The 19,210-nt window shown below is 60.3% G+C and carries 20 protein-coding genes; 12 read left to right on the top strand and 8 right to left on the bottom strand.

All coding sequences use genetic code 11. The features are described from left to right. Positions 1-10 precede the first annotated feature (10 nt). Entirely contained in the window at positions 11-958 is a 948-nt protein-coding gene (locus tag KI797_RS15590) for a ketopantoate reductase family protein (RefSeq protein ID WP_226169972.1), read from the bottom strand. A gap of 214 nt (positions 959-1,172) precedes the next feature. Here KI797_RS15590 and KI797_RS15585 point away from each other — a divergent pair, with 214 nt between their 5' ends. Next, positions 1,173-1,655 (top strand): YajQ family cyclic di-GMP-binding protein, encoded by a 483-nt coding sequence (locus tag KI797_RS15585; RefSeq protein WP_041206278.1) that lies wholly within the window; start codon positions 1,173-1,175, stop codon positions 1,653-1,655. Positions 1,656-1,758: 103 nt separating this feature from the next. On the opposite strand, the gene KI797_RS15580 is transcribed toward KI797_RS15585, so the two are convergent. The 6 genes from KI797_RS15580 to KI797_RS15555 form a co-directional block, all read right to left on the bottom strand. Next, on the bottom strand, positions 1,759-2,565 hold the full coding sequence (locus tag KI797_RS15580; protein ID WP_005330693.1) for a nucleoside-specific channel-forming Tsx family protein: 807 nt from the start codon (positions 2,563-2,565) through the stop codon (positions 1,759-1,761). A 156-nt stretch (positions 2,566-2,721) separates the two neighbouring features. Continuing rightward, positions 2,722-4,125: an AmpG family muropeptide MFS transporter gene (locus KI797_RS15575; protein ID WP_404801066.1), complete on the bottom strand. Its 1,404-nt coding sequence runs from the start codon at positions 4,123-4,125 to the stop codon at positions 2,722-2,724. An 85-nt stretch (positions 4,126-4,210) separates the two neighbouring features. Next, the gene (locus KI797_RS15570) at positions 4,211-4,540 is read right to left on the bottom strand and encodes a hypothetical protein (protein ID WP_226169971.1); all 330 of its coding nucleotides are present in this window, start codon (positions 4,538-4,540) and stop codon (positions 4,211-4,213) included. Between the two features lie 115 nt (positions 4,541-4,655). Continuing rightward, complete coding sequence (locus KI797_RS15565) at positions 4,656-5,207, bottom strand: peptidylprolyl isomerase (protein WP_005330697.1); 552 nt, start codon at positions 5,205-5,207, stop codon at positions 4,656-4,658. 15 nt (positions 5,208-5,222) lie between these two features. Next, on the bottom strand, positions 5,223-5,795 hold the full coding sequence (locus tag KI797_RS15560) for a YajG family lipoprotein (RefSeq protein WP_042649552.1): 573 nt from the start codon (positions 5,793-5,795) through the stop codon (positions 5,223-5,225). Positions 5,796-5,807: 12 nt separating this feature from the next. Continuing rightward, positions 5,808-6,941: a methyltransferase gene (locus KI797_RS15555; protein WP_226169970.1), complete on the bottom strand. Its 1,134-nt coding sequence runs from the start codon at positions 6,939-6,941 to the stop codon at positions 5,808-5,810. A 219-nt stretch (positions 6,942-7,160) separates the two neighbouring features. Here KI797_RS15555 and KI797_RS15550 point away from each other — a divergent pair, with 219 nt between their 5' ends. The 9 genes from KI797_RS15550 (at position 7,161) to nqrM (ending at position 15,103) form a co-directional block, all read left to right on the top strand. Further along, on the top strand, positions 7,161-7,469 hold the full coding sequence (locus tag KI797_RS15550; RefSeq protein WP_041204526.1) for a BolA family protein: 309 nt from the start codon (positions 7,161-7,163) through the stop codon (positions 7,467-7,469). A gap of 439 nt (positions 7,470-7,908) precedes the next feature. Then, positions 7,909-9,252, top strand: a complete 1,344-nt coding sequence (locus KI797_RS15545; protein WP_041206271.1) for a Na(+)-translocating NADH-quinone reductase subunit A — start codon at positions 7,909-7,911, stop codon at positions 9,250-9,252. 3 nt (positions 9,253-9,255) lie between these two features. Then, a complete protein-coding gene (locus KI797_RS15540; protein WP_042649549.1) occupies positions 9,256-10,485 on the top strand; it encodes an NADH:ubiquinone reductase (Na(+)-transporting) subunit B in 1,230 nt (409 codons plus the stop codon). Further along, a complete protein-coding gene (locus tag KI797_RS15535; protein WP_025327949.1) occupies positions 10,475-11,263 on the top strand; it encodes a Na(+)-translocating NADH-quinone reductase subunit C in 789 nt (262 codons plus the stop codon). Before KI797_RS15540 ends, KI797_RS15535 begins: the two co-directional genes overlap by 11 nt. Further along, positions 11,256-11,888, top strand: coding sequence for an NADH:ubiquinone reductase (Na(+)-transporting) subunit D (locus KI797_RS15530; protein WP_005330711.1), 633 nt, complete (start codon positions 11,256-11,258; stop codon positions 11,886-11,888). The genes KI797_RS15535 and KI797_RS15530 overlap by 8 nt, the downstream gene beginning before the upstream one ends. A 3-nt stretch (positions 11,889-11,891) precedes the next feature. Next, positions 11,892-12,488 carry an NADH:ubiquinone reductase (Na(+)-transporting) subunit E gene (nqrE, locus tag KI797_RS15525; protein WP_005330713.1) on the top strand — a complete coding sequence of 199 codons (597 nt, stop codon included), beginning with the start codon at positions 11,892-11,894 and terminating at the stop codon, positions 12,486-12,488. A gap of 17 nt (positions 12,489-12,505) precedes the next feature. Continuing rightward, positions 12,506-13,729, top strand: coding sequence for an NADH:ubiquinone reductase (Na(+)-transporting) subunit F (gene nqrF, locus KI797_RS15520; protein ID WP_005330715.1), 1,224 nt, complete (start codon positions 12,506-12,508; stop codon positions 13,727-13,729). A gap of 3 nt (positions 13,730-13,732) precedes the next feature. Continuing rightward, positions 13,733-14,776 (top strand): FAD:protein FMN transferase, encoded by a 1,044-nt coding sequence (locus KI797_RS15515; RefSeq protein WP_226169969.1) that lies wholly within the window; start codon positions 13,733-13,735, stop codon positions 14,774-14,776. A 102-nt stretch (positions 14,777-14,878) separates the two neighbouring features. Beyond that, a complete protein-coding gene (gene nqrM / locus KI797_RS15510; RefSeq protein WP_005330718.1) occupies positions 14,879-15,103 on the top strand; it encodes a (Na+)-NQR maturation NqrM in 225 nt (74 codons plus the stop codon). Positions 15,104-15,176: 73 nt separating this feature from the next. Here the strand turns inward: nqrM and KI797_RS15505 are convergent, their stop codons facing one another. Then, positions 15,177-15,386 (bottom strand): hypothetical protein, encoded by a 210-nt coding sequence (locus KI797_RS15505; RefSeq protein WP_042649547.1) that lies wholly within the window; start codon positions 15,384-15,386, stop codon positions 15,177-15,179. Positions 15,387-15,674: 288 nt separating this feature from the next. Here KI797_RS15505 and dinB point away from each other — a divergent pair, with 288 nt between their 5' ends. Then, the gene (gene dinB / locus KI797_RS15500) at positions 15,675-16,727 is read left to right on the top strand and encodes a DNA polymerase IV (RefSeq protein WP_043130924.1); all 1,053 of its coding nucleotides are present in this window, start codon (positions 15,675-15,677) and stop codon (positions 16,725-16,727) included. 66 nt (positions 16,728-16,793) lie between these two features. Continuing rightward, positions 16,794-18,929, top strand: a complete 2,136-nt coding sequence (locus KI797_RS15495) for a methyl-accepting chemotaxis protein (RefSeq protein ID WP_226169967.1) — start codon at positions 16,794-16,796, stop codon at positions 18,927-18,929. Positions 18,930-19,210: the final 281 nt, after the last annotated feature.

Below are 19,210 nucleotides of genomic sequence, written 5' to 3'. Positions count from 1 at the left end.
GATCCCGGGCTCAGCGCTTCTCTTTGACGGCCTGATAGAGACCCTGATTGACCGGCACCGCGATGCCGTGGGCGGCGGCCTTGCCAAGCAGGAAACCGGTGATGGACTCGATCTCGGTCTCGCGCCCCTGCTCCATGTCCTGATACATGGAAGAGTAATTGTCGGCGGTGAGCTCCACCACCATCATCACCCGGCGCAACAGCTCGTCGCGGTTGGCCGGTTGGCCTTCAGCCTGCATCACGTCTGCCACTTCCACGCAGATCTGTTGCAGGGCATCGGCGAAGCGTGGGCCGGCCAGCTCACCATTTTTGAGCTTGTAAAGCGCCGTGAGCGGATTGATAGCGCAGTTGATGGCGAGTTTCTGCCACTGGCGAGTCAGGATCTGCTCATCCCAGCCGGCCTGGCCGAGAGCAAGGGCAAGTTCGTCGGCCAGATGAGAATAGGCTATGGCCGCATCGTTGACCGGGCCGAGCCAGGTTTCGCCCTTGCCGGTGTGGCGGAACACGAAGTGACCGCAGCGCATGGCGCCGTGGCTGGTGACACCGGCAATGACGGGGTTATGCGGAAACAGCTGCACCACCTGTTCGGCTATCCCCATGCCATTGTGCAGCAGCACGATGGGAACCCCTGCCGCCAGCTTGCCTGCCAGGGGCGTCAGGGCCGACACCACCTGACCCGCCTTGGTCATTACCAACAGTCGCTGGATGGCGCCGGGCTTGTCGATGAAGCCCCGCTCGATGGCGAGCAGCTGAGTGTGGCCCTCGAGGGAGGTGAAATCGATGCCGGGGTGCAGGGTGGCGCGGTGCCGCTCGCTCAGCAGGACACGGGTCGGCTGGCCACTTTGGGTCAGCAAGGAGGCGAAGACGCCGCCCAGGGCACCACAGCCCAGCAAGGACCATCGGGGGGAGGAGGGGTGTCGGCTGTTTTTCAGGTTGTTGTCGCGTAATCCGCTTGGCATGGAGAGGCTCAATCAGGGTAGTGGCTGCATTCCGAACAACCCGCTACCGGGGATAAGTGAAGATGTCGCTAGGCGGACACTAACGGGTCTCGCCATTCCTGTGCGCTTGGGATTCTAGCAGAGCAATCCCATCGAAATCAGCAAATTTGCCCATTTTCTGGTAGATTTGCCCCTTTGTCAGCACAACCTGAAGTACAGCATGAGGAGCCCGGCTATGCCGTCATTCGATATTGTCTCTGAAGTCAAAATGAACGAGGTGTTGAACGCCGTCGATAACGCCAATCGTGAACTGGCGACCCGTTTCGATTTTCGTGGTGTAGAAGCCAGCTTCGAATTGAACAAGGAAGAGGTCAAGCTGGAAGCCGATGCGGATTTCCAGCTCAAGCAGATGGTCGAGATCCTGCGCGCAGCCCTGCTCAAGCGCAACATCGAGAACAGCTCGATGGACGTGGGTGACAGCGTTCACTCCGGCAAGCGTTTCCACCTGACGGTGAAGTTCAAGCAGGGGATCGAGAAAGAGACCGCCAAGAAGGTGGTGAAGCTTATCAAGGATTCCAAGATCAAGGTGCAGGCCGCCATTCAGGGCGACGAAGTGCGTGTCACCGGCAAGAAGCGTGACGATCTGCAGGAAGCCATGGCACTGGTGCGTGGCGCCGAGCTGGGTCAGCCGATGCAGTTCCAGAACTTCCGCGATTGATGATGAAGGGGGGAGGGCCTTGGCCATTCCCCCTCATCGACGAAGCGCCATAAAAAAACCGGAGCAGCTGCTCCGGTTTTTTGTGTCCGTGTAACGAGTTCGATTAGAACTTGTAGGTCACGGAGAAGTAGTGGCCGAAACCAGTGGTCTTCAGACCGTAGGAACCGTTCTGGATGCCATAGATGTCGTTGAAGTACTTCAGACCGTAACCGACGGCGTAGCGGTCGGAGTGCCAGTACAGGCCGTTGAACATGGCGGTACCGTCGGTGGAAGTGTCCTTGGCATCAAACAGGTGATCCAGGTAGCCCTGATAGGCTACGAAGCTGCCGTTGGAGAAGGTGTAGAAAGGCTTGAACCAGTTCATGGAGAACTGATAGCCGTTCCAGCCCTGCTCGCCGCCGCCTTCGTTGACGTGACGGGCATACAGGTTCATGCCAACCTTGCCGAACCAGGGCACTTGTACGTCTGCACCCAGACCGGTCATGGCTTCAAACAGACCATCCGGACCACCTACGTTGATCAGGTTGGCGATGTAGACTTCCTGCACCGGGCCGAAGGAGAGATCTTTGCCGGTCATGGCATCGATGGAGATACGCGGTGCGAACTTGATGAACAGGTTGTCTTGGTTGTGTTTGTCGTCGTGACGGTTCTGGAAGATGTCGAACACGTCAACGTAACCGTACAGATCGAAGATACCAGAGCGGCCACCAAACTCCATTTCGAAGTAGGTATCGTTGTAACCACCTTCAGATTCGCTGTAGGGCAGCTGATCGATGGTGTGCATCACGTTGAACTGGAACCACTTGTAGTCGTTCTTGTGGATGTCGCCGCTGTAATCGGCAGCAAAGGCCGGAGTGGCGGATGCAGCCAGCAGACCGGCAGCGATCAGAGTCTTGGTAAATTTGGCCATTTTATTGGTCTCTTGTGCGTTAGTTGAGGTTTTCCGTAGCCTGCCCACAAGGAGCGGAAGGGATTCTAGCCAAATAAATTCATCGGATAAACAAGAGCCAGGGAACTTTGTCCGGTTTTGTGAATCTAATCACCCCCAAAATGGCGCAAACGCTTGCTATTTGTCCGCTTGTGGTAACAAAGCATCGCCTCGTTTGGCAACCATGATGATCAGTATCATGACCGGAATGCCGAGCAGACTGGTGCCGACGAAGAAGCTGCTGTAGCCGATCAGCTCGACCACCTGACCGGAAAAACCCGCCAGCAGCTTGGGCATCAGCAACATGATGGAGCTGAACAGGGCGTACTGGGTCGCCGAGAAGGCGACGTTGGTCAGGCTCGACAGATAGGTCACGAAGGCCGCCGTCGCAATGCCGGCGCTGAGGTTGTCCAGGGAGATGATCAGGGTCAGCAGCTCCAGATCGTGACCTACCTCGTTGAGCAGGGCGAACAGCAGATTGGTGCTGGCGGTGAGCACGGCGCCGAGAAACAGGATGCGCAGGGTACCGAAGCGCATCACCAACACGCCCCCCAGGGCCGCCCCCACCAGCGTCATGATGACGCCATACACCTTGGTGATGGTGGCCACCTCCGTCTTGCTGAACTGCAGATCCACATAGAAGCTGTTGGACATCACCCCCATCACCACATCCGAGATGCGATAACAGGCGATGAGCCCCAGGATCAGCAGGGCCGAGCCGCCGTAGCGACGGAAGAAATCGGCAAAGGGGCACCAGATGGCTTCATAGGTCCAGGCGCCCAGCCCGGCCAGGGTCCTGGGCCAACCCCGCTCGAGCAGCAGCGCCTTGCGCTCCATCTGTTGCTCGTTCTGGCGATGGAGGTCGATATCCGGCTCGTGGCTGAGCAGTGTGGTGATGACGCCGAGGGACATGAGTCCCGCCATCAGCAGGTAGGTGAGCTGCCAGCCGCGGTAGTCGTAGCTGTCGTTGCTGCCAAGCCAGGCCGCCAGCGCCAGCGCCCCCGCCCCCGCCATTATCATCGCGAGCCGGTAACCCGTCATGTAGGAGGCCGCCATGGCCGCCTGCAGGCGCTCGGGGGCCGACTCGATGCGGTAGGCATCGATGACGATATCCTGTGTCGCAGAGCAAAACGCCACCAGCAGGGCGAACAGGGCGAGCTGGGCGAGCTGGGTCTTGGGATCGCAATAGGCCATGCCCACCAGGGAGAGGGCGATCAGCACCTGGGAGAGCAGCATCCAGCTGCGTCGCCGTCCCAGCAACCGGGAGAGCAGCGGCAACGGCAGTCGATCCACCAGGGGAGACCACAGCCACTTGAAGCCATAGGCCAGCGCCACCCAGCTCATGTAGCCGATGTCGGTCAGGCTGACATCGGCTTCGCGCAGCCAGAAGGAGAGGGTGCCGAACACCAGCAGCAAGGGCAGGCCGGAGGAGAAGCCCATGGCAAACAGAGTGAGTACCCGTGCTTCCAGATAGACGGCGAGGGCGTCTCGCCAGCTTGTGGCGCGGTCCGGGGTATGGCTGGGCGGGCGGAGATTGTTCAACTGCCTGACTCCTCAGAGAAAAGGGGGTCATTTTGTCAGGTTCGAGGGGGATAGCCAAGGCAAGCCGAACGGGGCGGCCCGGGATTCAGGGGCGTGAGCCGATGCAGTGACGAGGACAGGGCCCCTCGGTCACGAGGAAGGTGGCGCAGGCCATCAGTTGCTGACGCAGCCAGGTGTCGGTGACGAGCTGATGCTCGTCCCACAGGTGCAGGCTGTGGAGCAGGTGCCAGAACACCCCCTCCTGCTCGGTGGCGGGCTCTTTGTCAATCGGGATGGCGGGCAGTGCCTGCCAGTGGGAGAGGAGTTGCCAGCTCAGATCCTCGAGCTGTCGATAAGGAATTTCCCGTGCCAAAAAGTGACGAACCGCCTGGGCCAGCACAATGGCATGTTGGGCAATGTAATCGTGACAAGTCACCGGAACCTCCTCTCTCTACCTGGCCATGTCCCGCACACACAGGACAAGGCCAGAGTATAGAAAAGGGGCGCCGGTGACCCGGGTCAGGTCGTGGCAGAATGTGATCCGCCCCGCGTTATTTGTCCGCCAGCAGCACCACTTTTTTCAGGATGATGGGGCTGGTCGGCACGTCATTGGCACGCAGGATGGAGCTGTAGCCGGTCTGCACCTGAGCCAGCTTGTCCAGCACCTCCATGCCCTGCACCACCTGGCCGAACACCGTGTAACCGGCGCCGGCATTGGCGTTGAGGTTGTCGTTGTCCACCAGGTTGAAGTAGAACTGGCGGGTGGCGCTGTCGACCGCCTGGGTGCGGGCCATGGCGATGCTGCCACGCTTGTTGGGCAGGCCGCCCCTGGACTCGTTGACCACGGGGTCGAAGGTCGGCAGGGGCTGGAACTGCTGGTTGTAGCCCCCGCCCTGCACCACGAAGTTCTGGATCACCCGGTGGAACAGGCTGCCGTCATAGCTGCCATCCGCCACGTAGCGCAGGAAGTTCTTCACCGTCTGTGGCGCCTGCTTGGGGGCCAGCTCCACCACTATGTTGCCGTGGTTGGTCTCCATCTGGACTTTTTGTCCGGCGAACGCCAGGGGGGCGATCAGGGTGGCCAGTAACCAGAGAGTCTTCATTTATATGCTCCTTGCTCAGCTCGGCTGGCCTTTGAGATAACCGCGCAGCGCCTCGTCAGCCATGATCTGTTGCAGCACGCTGCCCAGTTGCTGGTTCAGGATGGACTCCAGGTCGGCCATGGTCGGCTCACCCGGCTCTTCCTTGCTGGAAGACATGTTGAACTGCTTGGTCAGTCTGTTGCCCTGGAAGTCGGCGATCACCTGCAGGCTGACCTTGGACTTGGTGACATAGGTGAAGGTCTTCTCTTCCACGGTGACGGCGGCGGTGGAAATGGCCAGGGTCAGGTTGGTGGTGCCGCTGTTGCCCACTTCGAGACCCTGGCTGCGCAGCCCTTCCGCCAGCTTTTCCGCCAGCAGGTTGTTGAGGGGCTGACTGCTGTTGACCAGCACGGGGGCCTTCTCTTTCTTCTTGATGGAGAAGACATAGGCGGCCTCGCGCTTGTCCACCCCTTCCATGGTGATGCGGTTGCCAGAGTAGTACTGCTGGTTGGAGGGGATGACTTGCGGATTGAGCAGCGCCGTCTCCGGCCAGTGGGTGGCACAACCGCCCAGCACCAGGGCGGCCAGCAGCAAGAGTGACTTTTTCATCATGGGTTTCCTTTAGCGTTTGATGGCTTTCAAAATAACGAATTTGCTGTTCGACGCAACGACTTGTGCGTTGGCAAACAAGCGCTTGAGTTTGTTGTGATAGTCCAGATGACGGTTGCCTACTATCCAGAGTTCACCCCCCTGAGGCAACACCCGGTGTGCGTCGGTGAACATCTGCCAGGCGATGTGATCGGTGATCGCCTGCAACTGATGGAAGGGGGGATTGCAGAGGATCCTGTCCGCCGCTCCGACCGCTACATCGTCGAGACAGTTGTTGACCAGGAAGTGGGCCCGCGGCAGGGCAGCCGGCAGGTTGTGCTCGACGTTGAGGCGCGCCGAGGCGACCGCCATGTGGGATTCGTCGATGAAGGTCACCTCCACCTCGCTGTCTTTTGCCAGCAGCGAGAGACCCAGCACCCCGTTGCCGCAGCCCAGGTCTATCACCTTGCGCGCGCTGTGGATCGGCAAATTGTCCAGCATGAAGCGGGCGCCTATATCCAGGCTGGTGCGCGAAAACACGTTGGCATGGTTGTGAATGAGCATGTTGGTGCCCTCCAGCGGCCAGACGGTCGGGAACGGACTGGACAGGGCAGGGCGCTCGGCCTGCGGCTCGCAGTGAATGAGGCGCGCCTTCTTCCAGGCGAGCGAGGTGCGGGTCTCCCCCAGATACTTCTCGAACAGCTTGAGGGTGGAGCTGTGGATGTCCTTGGCTTTGCCGGCGGCCAGGATGCGAGTGGCCGGGGTGACCACCTCGCGCAGGGCCAGCAGTTGCTGCTCCAGCAGCGCCTGATACTTGGAGACCTTGATCACCACCAGTGCAGGGGCAGCGGGCAGCGGGGCCAGGGCGTCCTGCAGGGTTATCTGTGCGGGATCCAGCCCGTTCTCCGCCAGATTGGCCAGGGTGGCCCGTTCGCTGATATGGGAGTCGCTCACGCAGACCGGGCCATGGCCGTGCAGAAAGGCGGCCAGGACGCCGAAGCCGTCGTTCATGATGATGACGGGGCCAGCATGTTCAAGAGGGGACTCCGCCAATGTGTTGATCAGGTACTCGTCCGCCGCATCCCAGGCCTGCAGGGGATCCTGGCTCTGCCGTGGGTAGCGATACAGGGTCAGACGACAATGGGCAGTGTCGAGCAGGGTTTGCATAAGAAAGAGTCCAACGTGTTGCTGATAGATGACGCCCGCCCGCACCGTGTTGCCCGGCAGGCAGGGAAAGTGGCGCTATTCTAGCGGCGACGGAGAATTTCACCAGCCCGCAGAGAGTAGGCGCCCGGCCTCCTTCTATTTAAAGCGGGCCTGATGCATCCGGCATGCAACCCTGGCTACAATGGCCGGATATCCAACGAGGGAGTCTTGCCCGTGAGCATGCAACAACAGATAGAGGCCAAACTGGCCGCCGCCTTGTCCCCCAGTCATCTGGAAGTGATCAACGAGAGCTACATGCACAGGGTGGAGCCGGGATCCGAGAGCCACTTCAAGGTCATAGTGGTGAGCCAGGCTTTTGAGGGGCAGCGCCTGCTGGGGCGCCATCGTCAGGTCAACGGCGTGCTGGCAGAGGAGCTGGCAGGGGCCATCCATGCGTTGGCGCTGCATACCTATACCGAGGCGGAGTGGCAGGCCCGGGAGCAGGCCCCCAAGACCCCGGGCTGTGTCAGCAAGTCCCCCTTTGCCTGAGCCTTTGACCTTTTCATTACCCAATTGTCGATTAATCAACAAAATTGTCATGATGGGGCCGGGGCACCAGCCGCCGGCACCTGAGAGCATTGGATCAGGGTAATGATTACTTTTTCTAATCAACTCCAGGGACGGATAAAATCACCTCCATATGGGTAGTAAAACAAAAAATCCTTTAAAACCACGGCTTGCAGGGATGGAAGGGAAATATTCAGTAGAGGTTAATTTTGTGATAGGACGGGGATTTTCCCCATTTGGCGTGGCGACTGACTTGTTTAAGGTGGTAAACTCAGGCGCTTTTGAATGATCCTGTATGTTGCTGATTTGTTTGTTTCTTCGACAGTTTTCCGTGATGTTGACGGGCTCATTCAACAACTCGTCGTGATGTATTTCTCGGCGCTAACCAACCTGTCTTCCCTTAACGGTAGTGCAAGTGAGTATGATTACAATTAAAAGAGGACTGGACATCCCCGTGCTGGGTGCTCCGGAGCAAGTAATCTACGATGGCCCGGCCATCACCCGTGTTGCTACACTCGGCGAAGAGTTCGTGGGGATGCGTCCTACTATGTTCGTCAAAGTAGGTGATCGCGTCATTAAAGGTCAGGAGCTCTTCGAAGATAAGAAGAATCCCGGCGTTAAATTCACGGCCCCTGCCACCGGTGTGGTTACTGAGATCAACCGTGGTGCCAAGCGTGTTCTGCAATCCGTTGTCATCGACATCGATGGTTCTGACGAGCAGGTGACCTTTGAACACTTTGCGTCTGCCGAGCTGGCACAGCTCGAGCGCAGCAAGGTGCAGGAGATCCTGGTCGCATCAGGCCAATGGACCGCATTGCGTACCCGTCCATTCAGCAAGGTGCCGGCCGTGGGCTCTGCCCCGCGTGCCATCTTCGTCACCGCCATGGACACCAACCCGCTGGCCGCCAACGCCGAGATCATCATCAAGGAACAGGCCCAGGCCTTCCTCGACGGTCTGACCGTGTTGAGCCGCCTGACCGATGGCACCGTCCACGTCTGCAAGGGCGAGGCGAGCCTGCCGCACGCCTCCCTGGCCCAGGTCAAGGAAGCCGTGTTCGTCGGTCCGCACCCTGCCGGTCTGCCTGGTACCCACATCCACTTCCTGGATCCGGTCGGTGCCAAGAAAGTGCAGTGGCACATCAACTATCAGGATGTGATCGCCTACGGCAAGCTGTTCACCACTGGTCAGATCTTCACCGACAAGGTGATCGCCCTGGCCGGCCCGAACGTGATCAAGCCGCGTCTGCTGCGTACCCGTCTGGGCGCCTGCATCAGCCAGCTGACCAACAACGAGCTGCGTGCGGACGAGAATCGCATCATCTCCGGTTCCCTGCTCAGCGGTGCCAAGGCCGAAGGGGTTCATGACTACCTGGGTCGTTACCACAATCAGGTGAGCGTACTGGGTGAAGGTCGTGAGAAAGAGTTCCTGGGCTGGGTCAAACCCAGTGCCGACAAGTTCTCGATCACCCGTACCACCCTCTCTCATCTGATGAAGGGCAAACTCATCAACTTCACTACCACCACCAACGGTAGTGATCGCTCCATGGTGCCTATCGGCAACTATGAGCGCGTGATGCCGCTCGACATCCTGCCGACCCTGCTGCTGCGGGATCTGGTCTCCGGCGACACCGACAGCGCACAAGCGCTCGGTTGCCTGGAGCTGGATGAGGAAGATCTGGCACTCTGTACCTTCGTCTGCCCCGGCAAGACAGAGTACGGCCCGGTCTTGCGTGAGTGCCTGACCAAGATAGAACTGGAAGGTTAAGCGATGAGTTTCAAGCAACTTCTTGAAAATATGGAACATCACTTCGAGCCGGGTGGCAAGTACGCCAAGTACTATGCCCTGTTCGAGGCGGCGTATACCCTGTTTTATACCCCCGGGTCCGTGACCCGCAATGCCGCCCACGTCCGTGATGCGATCGATCTGAAGCGCATGATGATCATGGTGTGGCTGGCCGTGTTCCCGGCCATGTTCTGGGGCATGTACAACGTCGGCAACCAGTCCATCGCCGCCATCGCCCATCTGGGCAGCGCGGCCGGTGCTGATACCTGGCAATACACCATAGCGACCCTGCTGGGTGCCTCGCTGGATCCGGCCGTGGCCGGCATCGGCAGCAAGATGCTGATCGGTGCGGCGCACTTCCTGCCCATCTACCTGACCGTGTTCCTGGTCGGTGGCTTCTGGGAAGTGCTGTTCGCCATGGTGCGCAAGCACGAGATCAACGAAGGCTTCTTCGTGACCTCCATCCTGTTCGCCCTGATAGTGCCGCCCGAGCTGCCCCTGTGGCAAGCCGCGCTCGGCATTACCTTCGGCGTGGTGCTGGCCAAGGAAGTGTTCGGCGGTACCGGCAAGAACTTCCTGAACCCGGCCCTGGCGGGTCGTGCGTTCCTGTTCTTCGCCTACCCGGGTCAAATCTCCGGCGATGCCGTCTGGGTGGCCGTTGACGGCTATTCGGGCGCGACTGCGCTGAGCCAGTGGGCCCAGGGCGGCCAGATGGCGCTGATCAACGGTGCCACCGGCGAAGCCATCAGCTGGATGGATGCCTTCCTCGGCAACCTGCCAGGTTCCATCGGTGAAGTCTCCACCCTGATGATCCTCATCGGTGCGGCCATGATCGTCTACATGCGGATCGCCTCCTGGCGCATCATCGCCGGCGTCATGATCGGCATGGTAGCGACCTCCCTGCTGTTCAACGTCATCGGTTCCGATACCAACCCCATGTTCAGCATGCCGTGGCATTGGCATCTGGTGCTGGGCGGCTTTGCCTTCGGCATGGCCTTCATGGCAACCGATCCTGTTTCCGCCGCCTTTACCAACAAGGGCAAGTGGTGGTACGGCGCCCTCATCGGCGTCATGGTCGTGCTGATCCGTGTCGTGAATCCCGCGTTCCCGGAAGGCATGATGCTGGCCATTCTGTTTGCCAACCTGTTTGCCCCCTTGTTTGACCATTTCGTGGCGCAGGCGAACATCAAGCGGAGGATCGCACGTGGCGTTTAATAAAGACTCTACTACCGGCACTCTCGCCGTAGTGACCGGTCTGTGTCTGGTCTGCTCCATCGTGGTCTCCGTGGCCGCCGTGGGTCTGCGTCCGGCCCAGCTGGAAAACAAGGCGCTGGACAAGCAAAGCAACATCTTGTCCGTTGCCGGTGTCGATGTCAGCTCGGTAGCCAAGCGTGACCTGGCCCAGCTGTATGGCGACAAGATTGAAGCGCGTCTGGTGGATCTGGCCACCGGTGAATTCGTTGACGGCGATGCCGACAACTTCGACACCAAGCTGGCGGCCAAAGATCCGGCCAAGAGTGTTCGCCTGGCGCCTGCCGACGACAAGGCCGGTCTGCGTCAGATCTCCAAGCTGATCCCGGTGTTCTTCGCGAAAGATGCCGAGGGCAAGGTCGACAACATCATCCTGCCGATCTACGGCCAGGGTCTGTGGTCCACCATGTATGCCTTCGTGGCGGTCGCGGCCGATGGCCAGACCATCAAGGGCATCACCTACTATGACCACGGTGAAACCCCGGGTCTGGGTGGCGAGATCGAGAACCCGGCCTGGCGCGAGCTGTTCGTCGGCAAGAAGCTGTTCGATCAGGACGGTCAGCCTGCGCTGCGGGTGATCAAGGGCCATGCTCCGGCTGGTTCCGAGCATGAAATCGACGGCCTGTCTGGCGCAACCCTGACCGGTAATGGCGTACAGCACACCTTCGACTTCTGGATGGGCCCCAAGGGCTTCGGTCCCTTCCTGGCCAAGGTACGTGCAGGAGAAATCAACAATGGCTGACAAGAGCGAAATGAAAAAATTGCTGTTGACGCCTGTGCTCGGCAACAACCCCATCGCACTGCAGGTGCTGGGTGTCTGTTCCGCGCTGGCCGTTACCAGCCAGATGAAGACGGCGTTCGTGATGACGCTGGCCGTTACCGCGGTCACCGCCTTCTCCAACCTGTTCATCTCCCTGATCCGCAACCAGATCCCGAACAGCGTGCGGATCATCGCCCAGATGGCGGTGATTGCCTCGCTGGTTATCGTGGTTGACCAGGTGCTCAAAGCCTATGCCTATGACATCTCCAAGCAACTGTCGGTGTTCGTCGGCCTCATCATCACCAACTGTATCGTGATGGGTCGTGCCGAAGCCTATGCCATGAAGAGCGCCCCGCTGCCCTCCTTCCTGGACGGCATCGGCAACGGCCTGGGTTACGGTGCCGTGCTGCTGGTCGTGGCCACGGTGCGTGAAATCCTGGGCTCCGGCACCTGGTTCGGTATCGAGCTGCTGCCGCTGGTGAACAATGGTGGCTGGTATGTGCCTAACGGCCTGCTGCTGCTGCCGCCGAGTGCATTCTTCATCATTGGTCTGATCATCTGGGGCGTGCGCACCAAGGATCCCAAGCAGGTGGAGGCAAAGGATTAAGGTATGGAACACTATCTGAGTCTGTTGATTCGTTCGATTTTCATCGAAAACCTGGCGCTCTCCTTCTTCCTGGGGATGTGTACCTTCCTGGCGGTGTCCAAGAAGGTCAAGACCGCAATGGGTCTCGGCATTGCCGTTATCGTGGTGCAGACCGTTGCCGTTCCGGCCAACAACCTGATCTACAACTACGTGCTCAAAGACGGTGCCCTGGTCTCCGGCCTGGATCTCAGCTTCCTGAGCTTCATCACCTTCATCGGGGTGATTGCGGCTCTGGTGCAGATCCTGGAGATGGCGCTGGACAAGTACTTCCCGGCGCTCTACAACGCCCTCGGCATCTTCCTGCCGCTCATCACGGTGAACTGCGCCATCTTCGGTGGTGTCTCCTTCATGGTGCAGCGTGACTACAACTTCGTGGAGTCCGTAGTCTATGGCGTGGGGTCGGGTGCAGGCTGGATGCTGGCCATCGTGGCGATGGCGGGGATCCGCGAGAAGATGAAGTACTCCGATGTTCCGGAAGGCCTGCGCGGCCTTGGCATCACCTTCATCACCGCGGGTCTGATGGCGCTGGGCTTCATGTCCTTCTCTGGTATTTCCCTGTAATCGGAAAGGAAATATAGATGGAAATTATTCTGGGTGTGGTCATGTTCACCGTGATCCTGCTGGCCTTGGTGGCAGTCATTCTGTTCGCCAAGTCCAAGCTGGTGACCGCGGGTGACGTGACAATCAGCATCAACGGCGACCCGGCCAAGGCTGTCACCAGCCCGGCGGGTGGCAAGCTGCTCGGCGTGCTCGCCGGCAGCGGTATCTTTGTCTCCTCCGCCTGTGGCGGCGGCGGCTCCTGTGGTCAGTGCAAGGTGCGGGTCAAGGCCGGCGGCGGCGACATTCTGCCGACCGAGCTGGATCACATCAGCAAGGGCGAAGCCCGTCATGGCGAGCGTCTGGCCTGTCAGGTCACCGTCCGTTCCGACATGGACATCGAGCTGCCGGAAGAGATCTTCGGCGTGAAGAAGTGGGACTGTACCGTCATCTCCAATGACAACAAGGCCACCTTCATCAAGGAACTCAAGCTGCAGATCCCCGATGGCGAGAGCGTACCGTTCCGCGCCGGTGGTTATATCCAGATCGAAGCCCCTGCCCACCACGTGCAGTACAAGAACTTCGACATCCCCGAGGAGTATCGCGGGGACTGGGATCGCTTCAAGATCTTCGAGCTGGAGTCCAAGGTCAACGAGCCGATCATTCGTGCCTACTCCATGGCGAACTATCCGGAAGAGTTCGGCATCATCATGCTGAACGTGCGGATCGCGACCCCACCGCCCAGCAACTGGACTGCGCCTCCCGGCCAGATGTCCTCCTACATCTTCAGCCTGAAAGCTGGGGACAAGGTGACCATCTCCGGCCCGTTCGGCGAGTTCTTTGCCAAGGACACCGACGCCGAGATGGTGTTCATCGGTGGTGGTGCGGGTATGGCGCCGATGCGTTCCCACATCTTCGATCAGCTGCGCCGGCTCAAGACCAAGCGCAAGATGAGCTTCTGGTACGGTGCCCGTTCCAAGCGCGAAATGTTCTATGTCGAAGACTTCGACATGCTGGCCGCCGAGAACGACAACTTCCAGTGGCACGTCGCCCTGTCGGATCCGCAACCGGAAGACAACTGGGATGGCTACACCGGCTTCATCCACAACGTCTTGTTCGAGAACTACCTCAAGAACCACGAGGCGCCGGAAGATTGCGAGTTCTACATGTGTGGACCTCCCGTGATGAACGCTGCCGTCATCAACATGCTGAAAAACCTCGGCGTTGAAGACGAGAACATCCTCCTGGATGACTTTGGTGGTTAATCCATGCACAGTGTTGTAAAGACCTGGCTAGCCTTCGGGCTAGCCTTTTTCTTGACGGGGTGCGGTCAGGAATCGGTCCAATCCAAGCCGGAGATCCACATCACCGGCAGCACCATGGGCACCTACTACTCCATCAAGGTGGCGGATGCCGCCGTCACGGATACCGCCAAGCTGCAAGCCGAGGTCGATGTCCTGCTGGAGCGGGTCAACGATCAGATGTCCACCTATCGCCCGGATTCCGAGTTGTCGCGCTTCAACCAGCACAAGGGTAGTACCCCGCTGGTGGTCTCCCGTGACACCGCCCGGGTGGTGACCGAGGCCATTCACATTGGCCGCGAGAGCCGCGGGGCGTTGGACGTCACCGTGGGCCCCCTGGTCAATCTGTGGGGCTTTGGGCCGGATGCCAAACCGACCAAGGTGCCATCCGACGAGCTTATTACCCAGACCCGGCAGAAGACGGGCCTCGGCAATCTGCATGTGGTAACCTCGGTCGACGCCGACACCCTGCAAAAGGATATCCCGGACCTCTACGTAGATCTCTCCGCCATCGCCAAGGGCTTTGGGGTGGACAAGGTGGCCGAGTACCTGGAATCCCTGGGGGCGCGCAACTACCTGGTGGAGATCGGCGGCGAGCTGCGGATCAATGGCGTCAACGGCAAGGGTCACCCCTGGCGCGTCGCCATCGAGAAGCCGACCGCCAATGCCGGCTCGGTGCAGGAGGTGATAGTGCCCGGGGACAACGGCGTCGCCACCTCGGGGGATTATCGCAACTACTACGAGCTGGATGGCAAGCGCTTCTCCCACACCATAGATCCGCTGACGGGCAAGCCCATCACCCATCGGATGGTGTCGGTCACCGTGATCCACCCCTCCTGCATGACCGCAGACGGGCTGGCCACGGCGCTGACCGTCATGGGGACGCAGAAGAGCCTGGCCTATGCCAAGGAGCGGGGTCTGGCCATCTTCGTGATCACCAAGACGGACGATGGCTTCGAGGAGGCTTACTCGGATGCCTTCAAGCCCTACCTGGCCAAGCAGCCCGGTTAATCGTCAAGAGGCCGCCATCACTCACCGGGATGGCGGTATCGAAGAATCTTGTAGCCGGATGCCGTTGAGCCGTATCTGGTTAAACAGTAAAGGGGTAATACCATGCAGATCTTTCTGATCACCTTCGGGGTGTTTCTGGTGGTGGTGGTGGCCATGGCCATCGGCTACATCTTCCAGAAGAAGACCATCTCCGGCTCCTGTGGCGGCCTCGGCACCATAGGGATCGAGAAGGAGTGCGACTGCCCTGAACCCTGCGACAATCGCAAGAAGAAGATGGCCAAGGAAGAGGCCCGTCGCAAGATGCTGGTGGATAACCGCATCCTCTGAGGGCGAGCGCCCGCTTATGGGGGCATCGAGTGCACGCGAGCCGACCCCGGGTCGGCTCGCGTTTTCATGGCGTTCAGTAATCGTATTGGCTGCAGGCCTTGTTGCGAAACTCCACCTTCCGCTTTGCCAACTCCTCCCTCGTGCCCAGCTCGTCCCCCTGCTTGATGGCCTTCTCCAGTATCTCGATACGTTCAAACAGCCAACTGCACTCGGCGGTCGGATGGTCCTTGGTCATGCCCGTCAGTGGCAGCAGCAGGCAGAGTCCCGGCCAGATTGCTCTCATCTCTCTCCTCCTTGAGTTCCATGTGGATGATGCCTTGAGAGTCTATCCGCCCGCCTCCTCCCGTGCGCTGGCAGAAATGACAGGGCTGGGGTAGCATGGGATGCCAACTGGTTATTCATACAGTGGTGTTTGACGTCTCATCATGGCTGTGACGGGTGGCACGCAACCAGGCTCTTGGTGGTGACCCTGCGAGACGTGACCTTCGGCTCACCGAGATGAGCCCTGCCTCAACCTGGCACCATGTGTCGCAACCGTGCGGCAGGCGCCGACAGCTCAACAGACTCTGGCATGCGCAAGATCATTCACATCGACATGGACTGCTTCTTCGCCGCGGTGGAGATGCGGGACAATCCGGCCCTGCGGGAAGTACCGCTCGCCATCGGCGGCTCGGCCGACAGGCGCGGCGTCATCTCCACCTGCAACTATGTGGCGCGCCGCTTCGGGGTGCGCTCCGCCATGCCGAGCGCCCTGGCCAGGAAGCTCTGTCCGCCGCTGGTGCTGATCCCCGGGCGGATGACCGTCTACAAGGAGACCTCCCGCCAGTTGCAAGCTATCTTCCTGCGCTACACAGAGCAGGTGGAGCCGCTCTCCCTCGATGAAGCCTACCTCGATGTCACTGACAGCCCCCACTGCGGCGGCAGCGCCACCCTGATGGCGGCCGAGATCCGCGCCGCCATCGCCCTCGAACTGGGGCTGACCGCCTCGGCCGGGGTGGCGCCGAACAAGTTCCTGGCCAAGCTCGCCTCCGAGCAGCGCAAGCCGGATGGCCTGTTCGTGATAAGGCCAGAGGAGGTGGACGAGTTCGTGCGCCAGCTGCCCCTTGGCAAACTGCCCGGCATCGGCCGCAAGACAGCGGAACGGCTGGAGTCCCTCGGGCTCTACTCTTGCGAGGATGCCCGCCAGCTCGGCAACGAGGAGCTGGTGAGCCGTTTCGGCAAGCTCGGGGAGATGCTCGCCGGTCGCATCTGGGGGCATGACGATCAGCCGGTGCAGGCCCGGCGGATACGCAAGAGCATAGGGGTGGAGACGACGCTCGCCAGCGACGTGCTGGATGAAGCCGCCTGCCGGGCCGTGCTCGGCCGGCTCATTCCTGAGCTGGAGCTGCGCTTTGCCAGGGCTTGCCCTGCGGAGGCGTTGATGGGGCAGGGGATCAAGCTGAAGTTTGCCGATTTCCACCAGACTACCGTCTATCGCAAGGGGAGCTACCAGGCGACCCGTTTCCACGATCTGCTGCACGAGGGGTTGCAACGGTCTCAAGGAAAACCCATTCGCCTGCTCGGGCTGGTGGTGGGACTGCCCGGGGCCGGGGAAATCAATCAACTCAGCCTGGATCTCAGTTGATTTGGTTAAGTTTTTGTTTCCAAAACCGATACAGTACTTACATCTTTAGACGTCAGGAAATGTGGCATGAGTTCTCTTTCTGTTAAGGGGCGGATCACCCTGATCGCCGGTTGTTGCCTGTTGGCCAGTGCCGCCGCACTGGTCGCCTCTTCCCTCTTCAACGCGGCGCGCATGCAGGAACAAGTGCTCACCTCCACCACCCTGGAGGGGCAGCACACGGCAGAAAACTGGATGAAGGCCATGGGGGCCACCCAGGCGGCCAGAGTGACCAGCTACCTCGACGAGGCCTATTTCAGGGCCACCCTGCTGGCGGAGGGCATCCTGTTCCAGCGCAAGAACGCGGCGGACAACTTCGTTCACTCCGAGGCGCTGCGCAGTGCCGTGAACCAGCAGTTGCAGGACGCGGCGGAGTCGTCGGCCAATCTGCTCGGGGTCTATGCGGTATTCGAACCCAACCAGCTCGATGGGGAAGATGACAACTATCAGGGCTCGACGGCGCTCGGGGCCAACGACAAGGGACGCTTCTCCAGCTACTGGGCCAGAGTCGATGGCAAGGTGACCCTGGAGGTGATGGACGAGGCGCTGCTGGCCAACGACAAGCCGTCCGGGCACGGCGGCCTGGAGAATGACTGGTACAGCTGCAGCATTCGCAGCAAGGCTCTCTGTTTGCTCGATCCCTATGTGGACGAGGTGGGCTCCCGGCAGGTGCTGATGACCTCGGTGACGGCCCCCTTGCTGGAGCAGGGCAATCTGCTCGGCATGGTCGGGGTCGACATCTCGCTGGCCACCTTGCAAAGCCTGGTGGAGGAGATGGACAAGACGCTCTATGAGGGGCAGGGCAAGGTGCTGCTGCTCAGTCACGAGGGGCGGGTAGCCGGGGTCGAAGGGTTCAAGGTCGCCCTTGGGGATACCCTGGCGCAGCAGGGGTTGGCGGCGGATCTCAACGGCTGGCTCGCCAAGGGGGAGGTAGTCACGCGCTGGAGCCCGGATGGCGCCCTGCTGCAGACCTTCGTGCCGGTCAGCATGCGCGGGACGGATCGTCAGTGGGGCATCTATATCGAACTGCCCCGGACCGTGGTGCTCACCTCCGCCCTGCAACTGCAGGATGAGCTGGAGACCCAGTCCCAGCGCAGCGTCGCCACCCAGCTGCTGATCGGTGGGGCCATCTCAGCCCTTGCCCTGCTCTGCATCTGGCTGATGGCCCGGCGCATCGTCGCCCCTATTCGCACCGTGGTGGCCCGTCTCAAGGACATCGCCAGCGGCGAGGGGGATCTGACCCAGCGCATCGACCTGCGTCGCGATGACGAGATCGGCGAGCTGGCGAAGTGGTTCAACAACTTCCTGGACAAGCTGCAGTCCACCATCAGCCAGGTGATCGATACCGTGGCCGGTACCCGGGCCAGCGCGGCGCTGGCGGCGCAAGGGGCAGCTCGCACCAGTGCCGGCATGCAGTCCCAGTATCAGGAGGTGGATCTGGTGGCGACGGCGTTCGAGGAGCTGAGCGCTACCGCCCTGCAGGTCGCGGGCAATGCCAGCTCGGCGGTGAGCGCGGCCAACCAGGCGGACATGGCGGCCCAGGAGGGCAAATCCGTGGTCGCCGATACCCAGCAGGCCATGTCCAGGCTGATGGCGGTGATCAGCGATGCCAAGCCCGTGGTGGAGCGGTTGGCCGCCAACAGCGACAACATCAACGATATCCTCGTCGTTATCCAGGGAATAGCCGAGCAGACCAACCTGCTGGCGCTCAATGCCGCCATCGAGGCGGCGCGGGCCGGTGAACAGGGTCGCGGCTTTGCGGTGGTGGCCGACGAGGTGCGCAACCTGGCCGGTCGCACCCAGAACGCCATCATCGAGATCCAGACGCTGATCACCGAGCTGCAGTCGGGCACCGAGGCGGTGGTCAAGGCGATCATGACGGGCCACAGCCAGGCGGATGTGACGCTTGGCAAGGTGGAGCTGTCGGTCAGCGTGCTGGAGCAGATCATCCAGGCGGTTGGCACCATCCATCAGATGAACGAGCAGATAGCCAGGGCGGCCCAGGAGCAGAGCGGGGTGGCGGACGAGATCAATCGCAACGTCAGCAACATCCGCGATGTGAGCCACACCATCCGGGCCGAGGCGGCGAGCTCTGCCGACAACGGACGCGAGTTGTCGCAACTGGCGGATAAACAGCAGCAACTGGTGGGGCAGTTCAGGGTATAGAGATAAGAAAAAAGGCGCCATCCAACCGGAGGCGCCAAACACATTCAGATGACAGACTGGGTTAAATCGCATCGATTTAGCCCTTCTTCCCGCAGAGGAAGAAACACAACACCACAACCGTTGTCGGCCCACTCACAAAAACCACATGTAAACCAACATGGAAGAGAAGGTGTGAGCCATATGGCAACGTATTGCGTGGCGAATTATGTTTATTCACTGGTCGACCCGCAACCGACAATTTATAATGCGCCCCATTAGAAAAACTCATCGTCGGCTGGTGT

The sequence above is a fragment of the Aeromonas media genome, assembly GCF_020423125.1.
In the GTDB taxonomy this organism is placed as follows: Bacteria; Pseudomonadota; Gammaproteobacteria; order Enterobacterales; family Aeromonadaceae; genus Aeromonas; species Aeromonas media.
This window is presented reverse-complemented; position numbering and strand designations above follow the sequence as displayed.

Coding starts and splice junctions, on each gene's coding strand:
- KI797_RS15590 (WP_226169972.1), bottom strand. CDS start 958: ATGCCAAGCGGATTACGCGACAACAACCTGAAAAACAGCCGACACCCC.
- KI797_RS15585 (WP_041206278.1), top strand. CDS start 1,173: ATGCCGTCATTCGATATTGTCTCTGAAGTCAAAATGAACGAGGTGTTG.
- KI797_RS15580 (WP_005330693.1), bottom strand. CDS start 2,565: ATGGCCAAATTTACCAAGACTCTGATCGCTGCCGGTCTGCTGGCTGCA.
- KI797_RS15565 (WP_005330697.1), bottom strand. CDS start 5,207: ATGAAGACTCTCTGGTTACTGGCCACCCTGATCGCCCCCCTGGCGTTC.
- KI797_RS15560 (WP_042649552.1), bottom strand. CDS start 5,795: ATGAAAAAGTCACTCTTGCTGCTGGCCGCCCTGGTGCTGGGCGGTTGT.
- KI797_RS15555 (WP_226169970.1), bottom strand. CDS start 6,941: ATGCAAACCCTGCTCGACACTGCCCATTGTCGTCTGACCCTGTATCGC.
- KI797_RS15550 (WP_041204526.1), top strand. CDS start 7,161: ATGCAACAACAGATAGAGGCCAAACTGGCCGCCGCCTTGTCCCCCAGT.
- KI797_RS15545 (WP_041206271.1), top strand. CDS start 7,909: ATGATTACAATTAAAAGAGGACTGGACATCCCCGTGCTGGGTGCTCCG.
- KI797_RS15540 (WP_042649549.1), top strand. CDS start 9,256: ATGAGTTTCAAGCAACTTCTTGAAAATATGGAACATCACTTCGAGCCG.
- KI797_RS15530 (WP_005330711.1), top strand. CDS start 11,256: ATGGCTGACAAGAGCGAAATGAAAAAATTGCTGTTGACGCCTGTGCTC.
- nqrE (WP_005330713.1), top strand. CDS start 11,892: ATGGAACACTATCTGAGTCTGTTGATTCGTTCGATTTTCATCGAAAAC.
- nqrF (WP_005330715.1), top strand. CDS start 12,506: ATGGAAATTATTCTGGGTGTGGTCATGTTCACCGTGATCCTGCTGGCC.
- KI797_RS15515 (WP_226169969.1), top strand. CDS start 13,733: ATGCACAGTGTTGTAAAGACCTGGCTAGCCTTCGGGCTAGCCTTTTTC.
- nqrM (WP_005330718.1), top strand. CDS start 14,879: ATGCAGATCTTTCTGATCACCTTCGGGGTGTTTCTGGTGGTGGTGGTG.
- KI797_RS15505 (WP_042649547.1), bottom strand. CDS start 15,386: ATGAGAGCAATCTGGCCGGGACTCTGCCTGCTGCTGCCACTGACGGGC.
- dinB (WP_043130924.1), top strand. CDS start 15,675: ATGCGCAAGATCATTCACATCGACATGGACTGCTTCTTCGCCGCGGTG.
- KI797_RS15495 (WP_226169967.1), top strand. CDS start 16,794: ATGAGTTCTCTTTCTGTTAAGGGGCGGATCACCCTGATCGCCGGTTGT.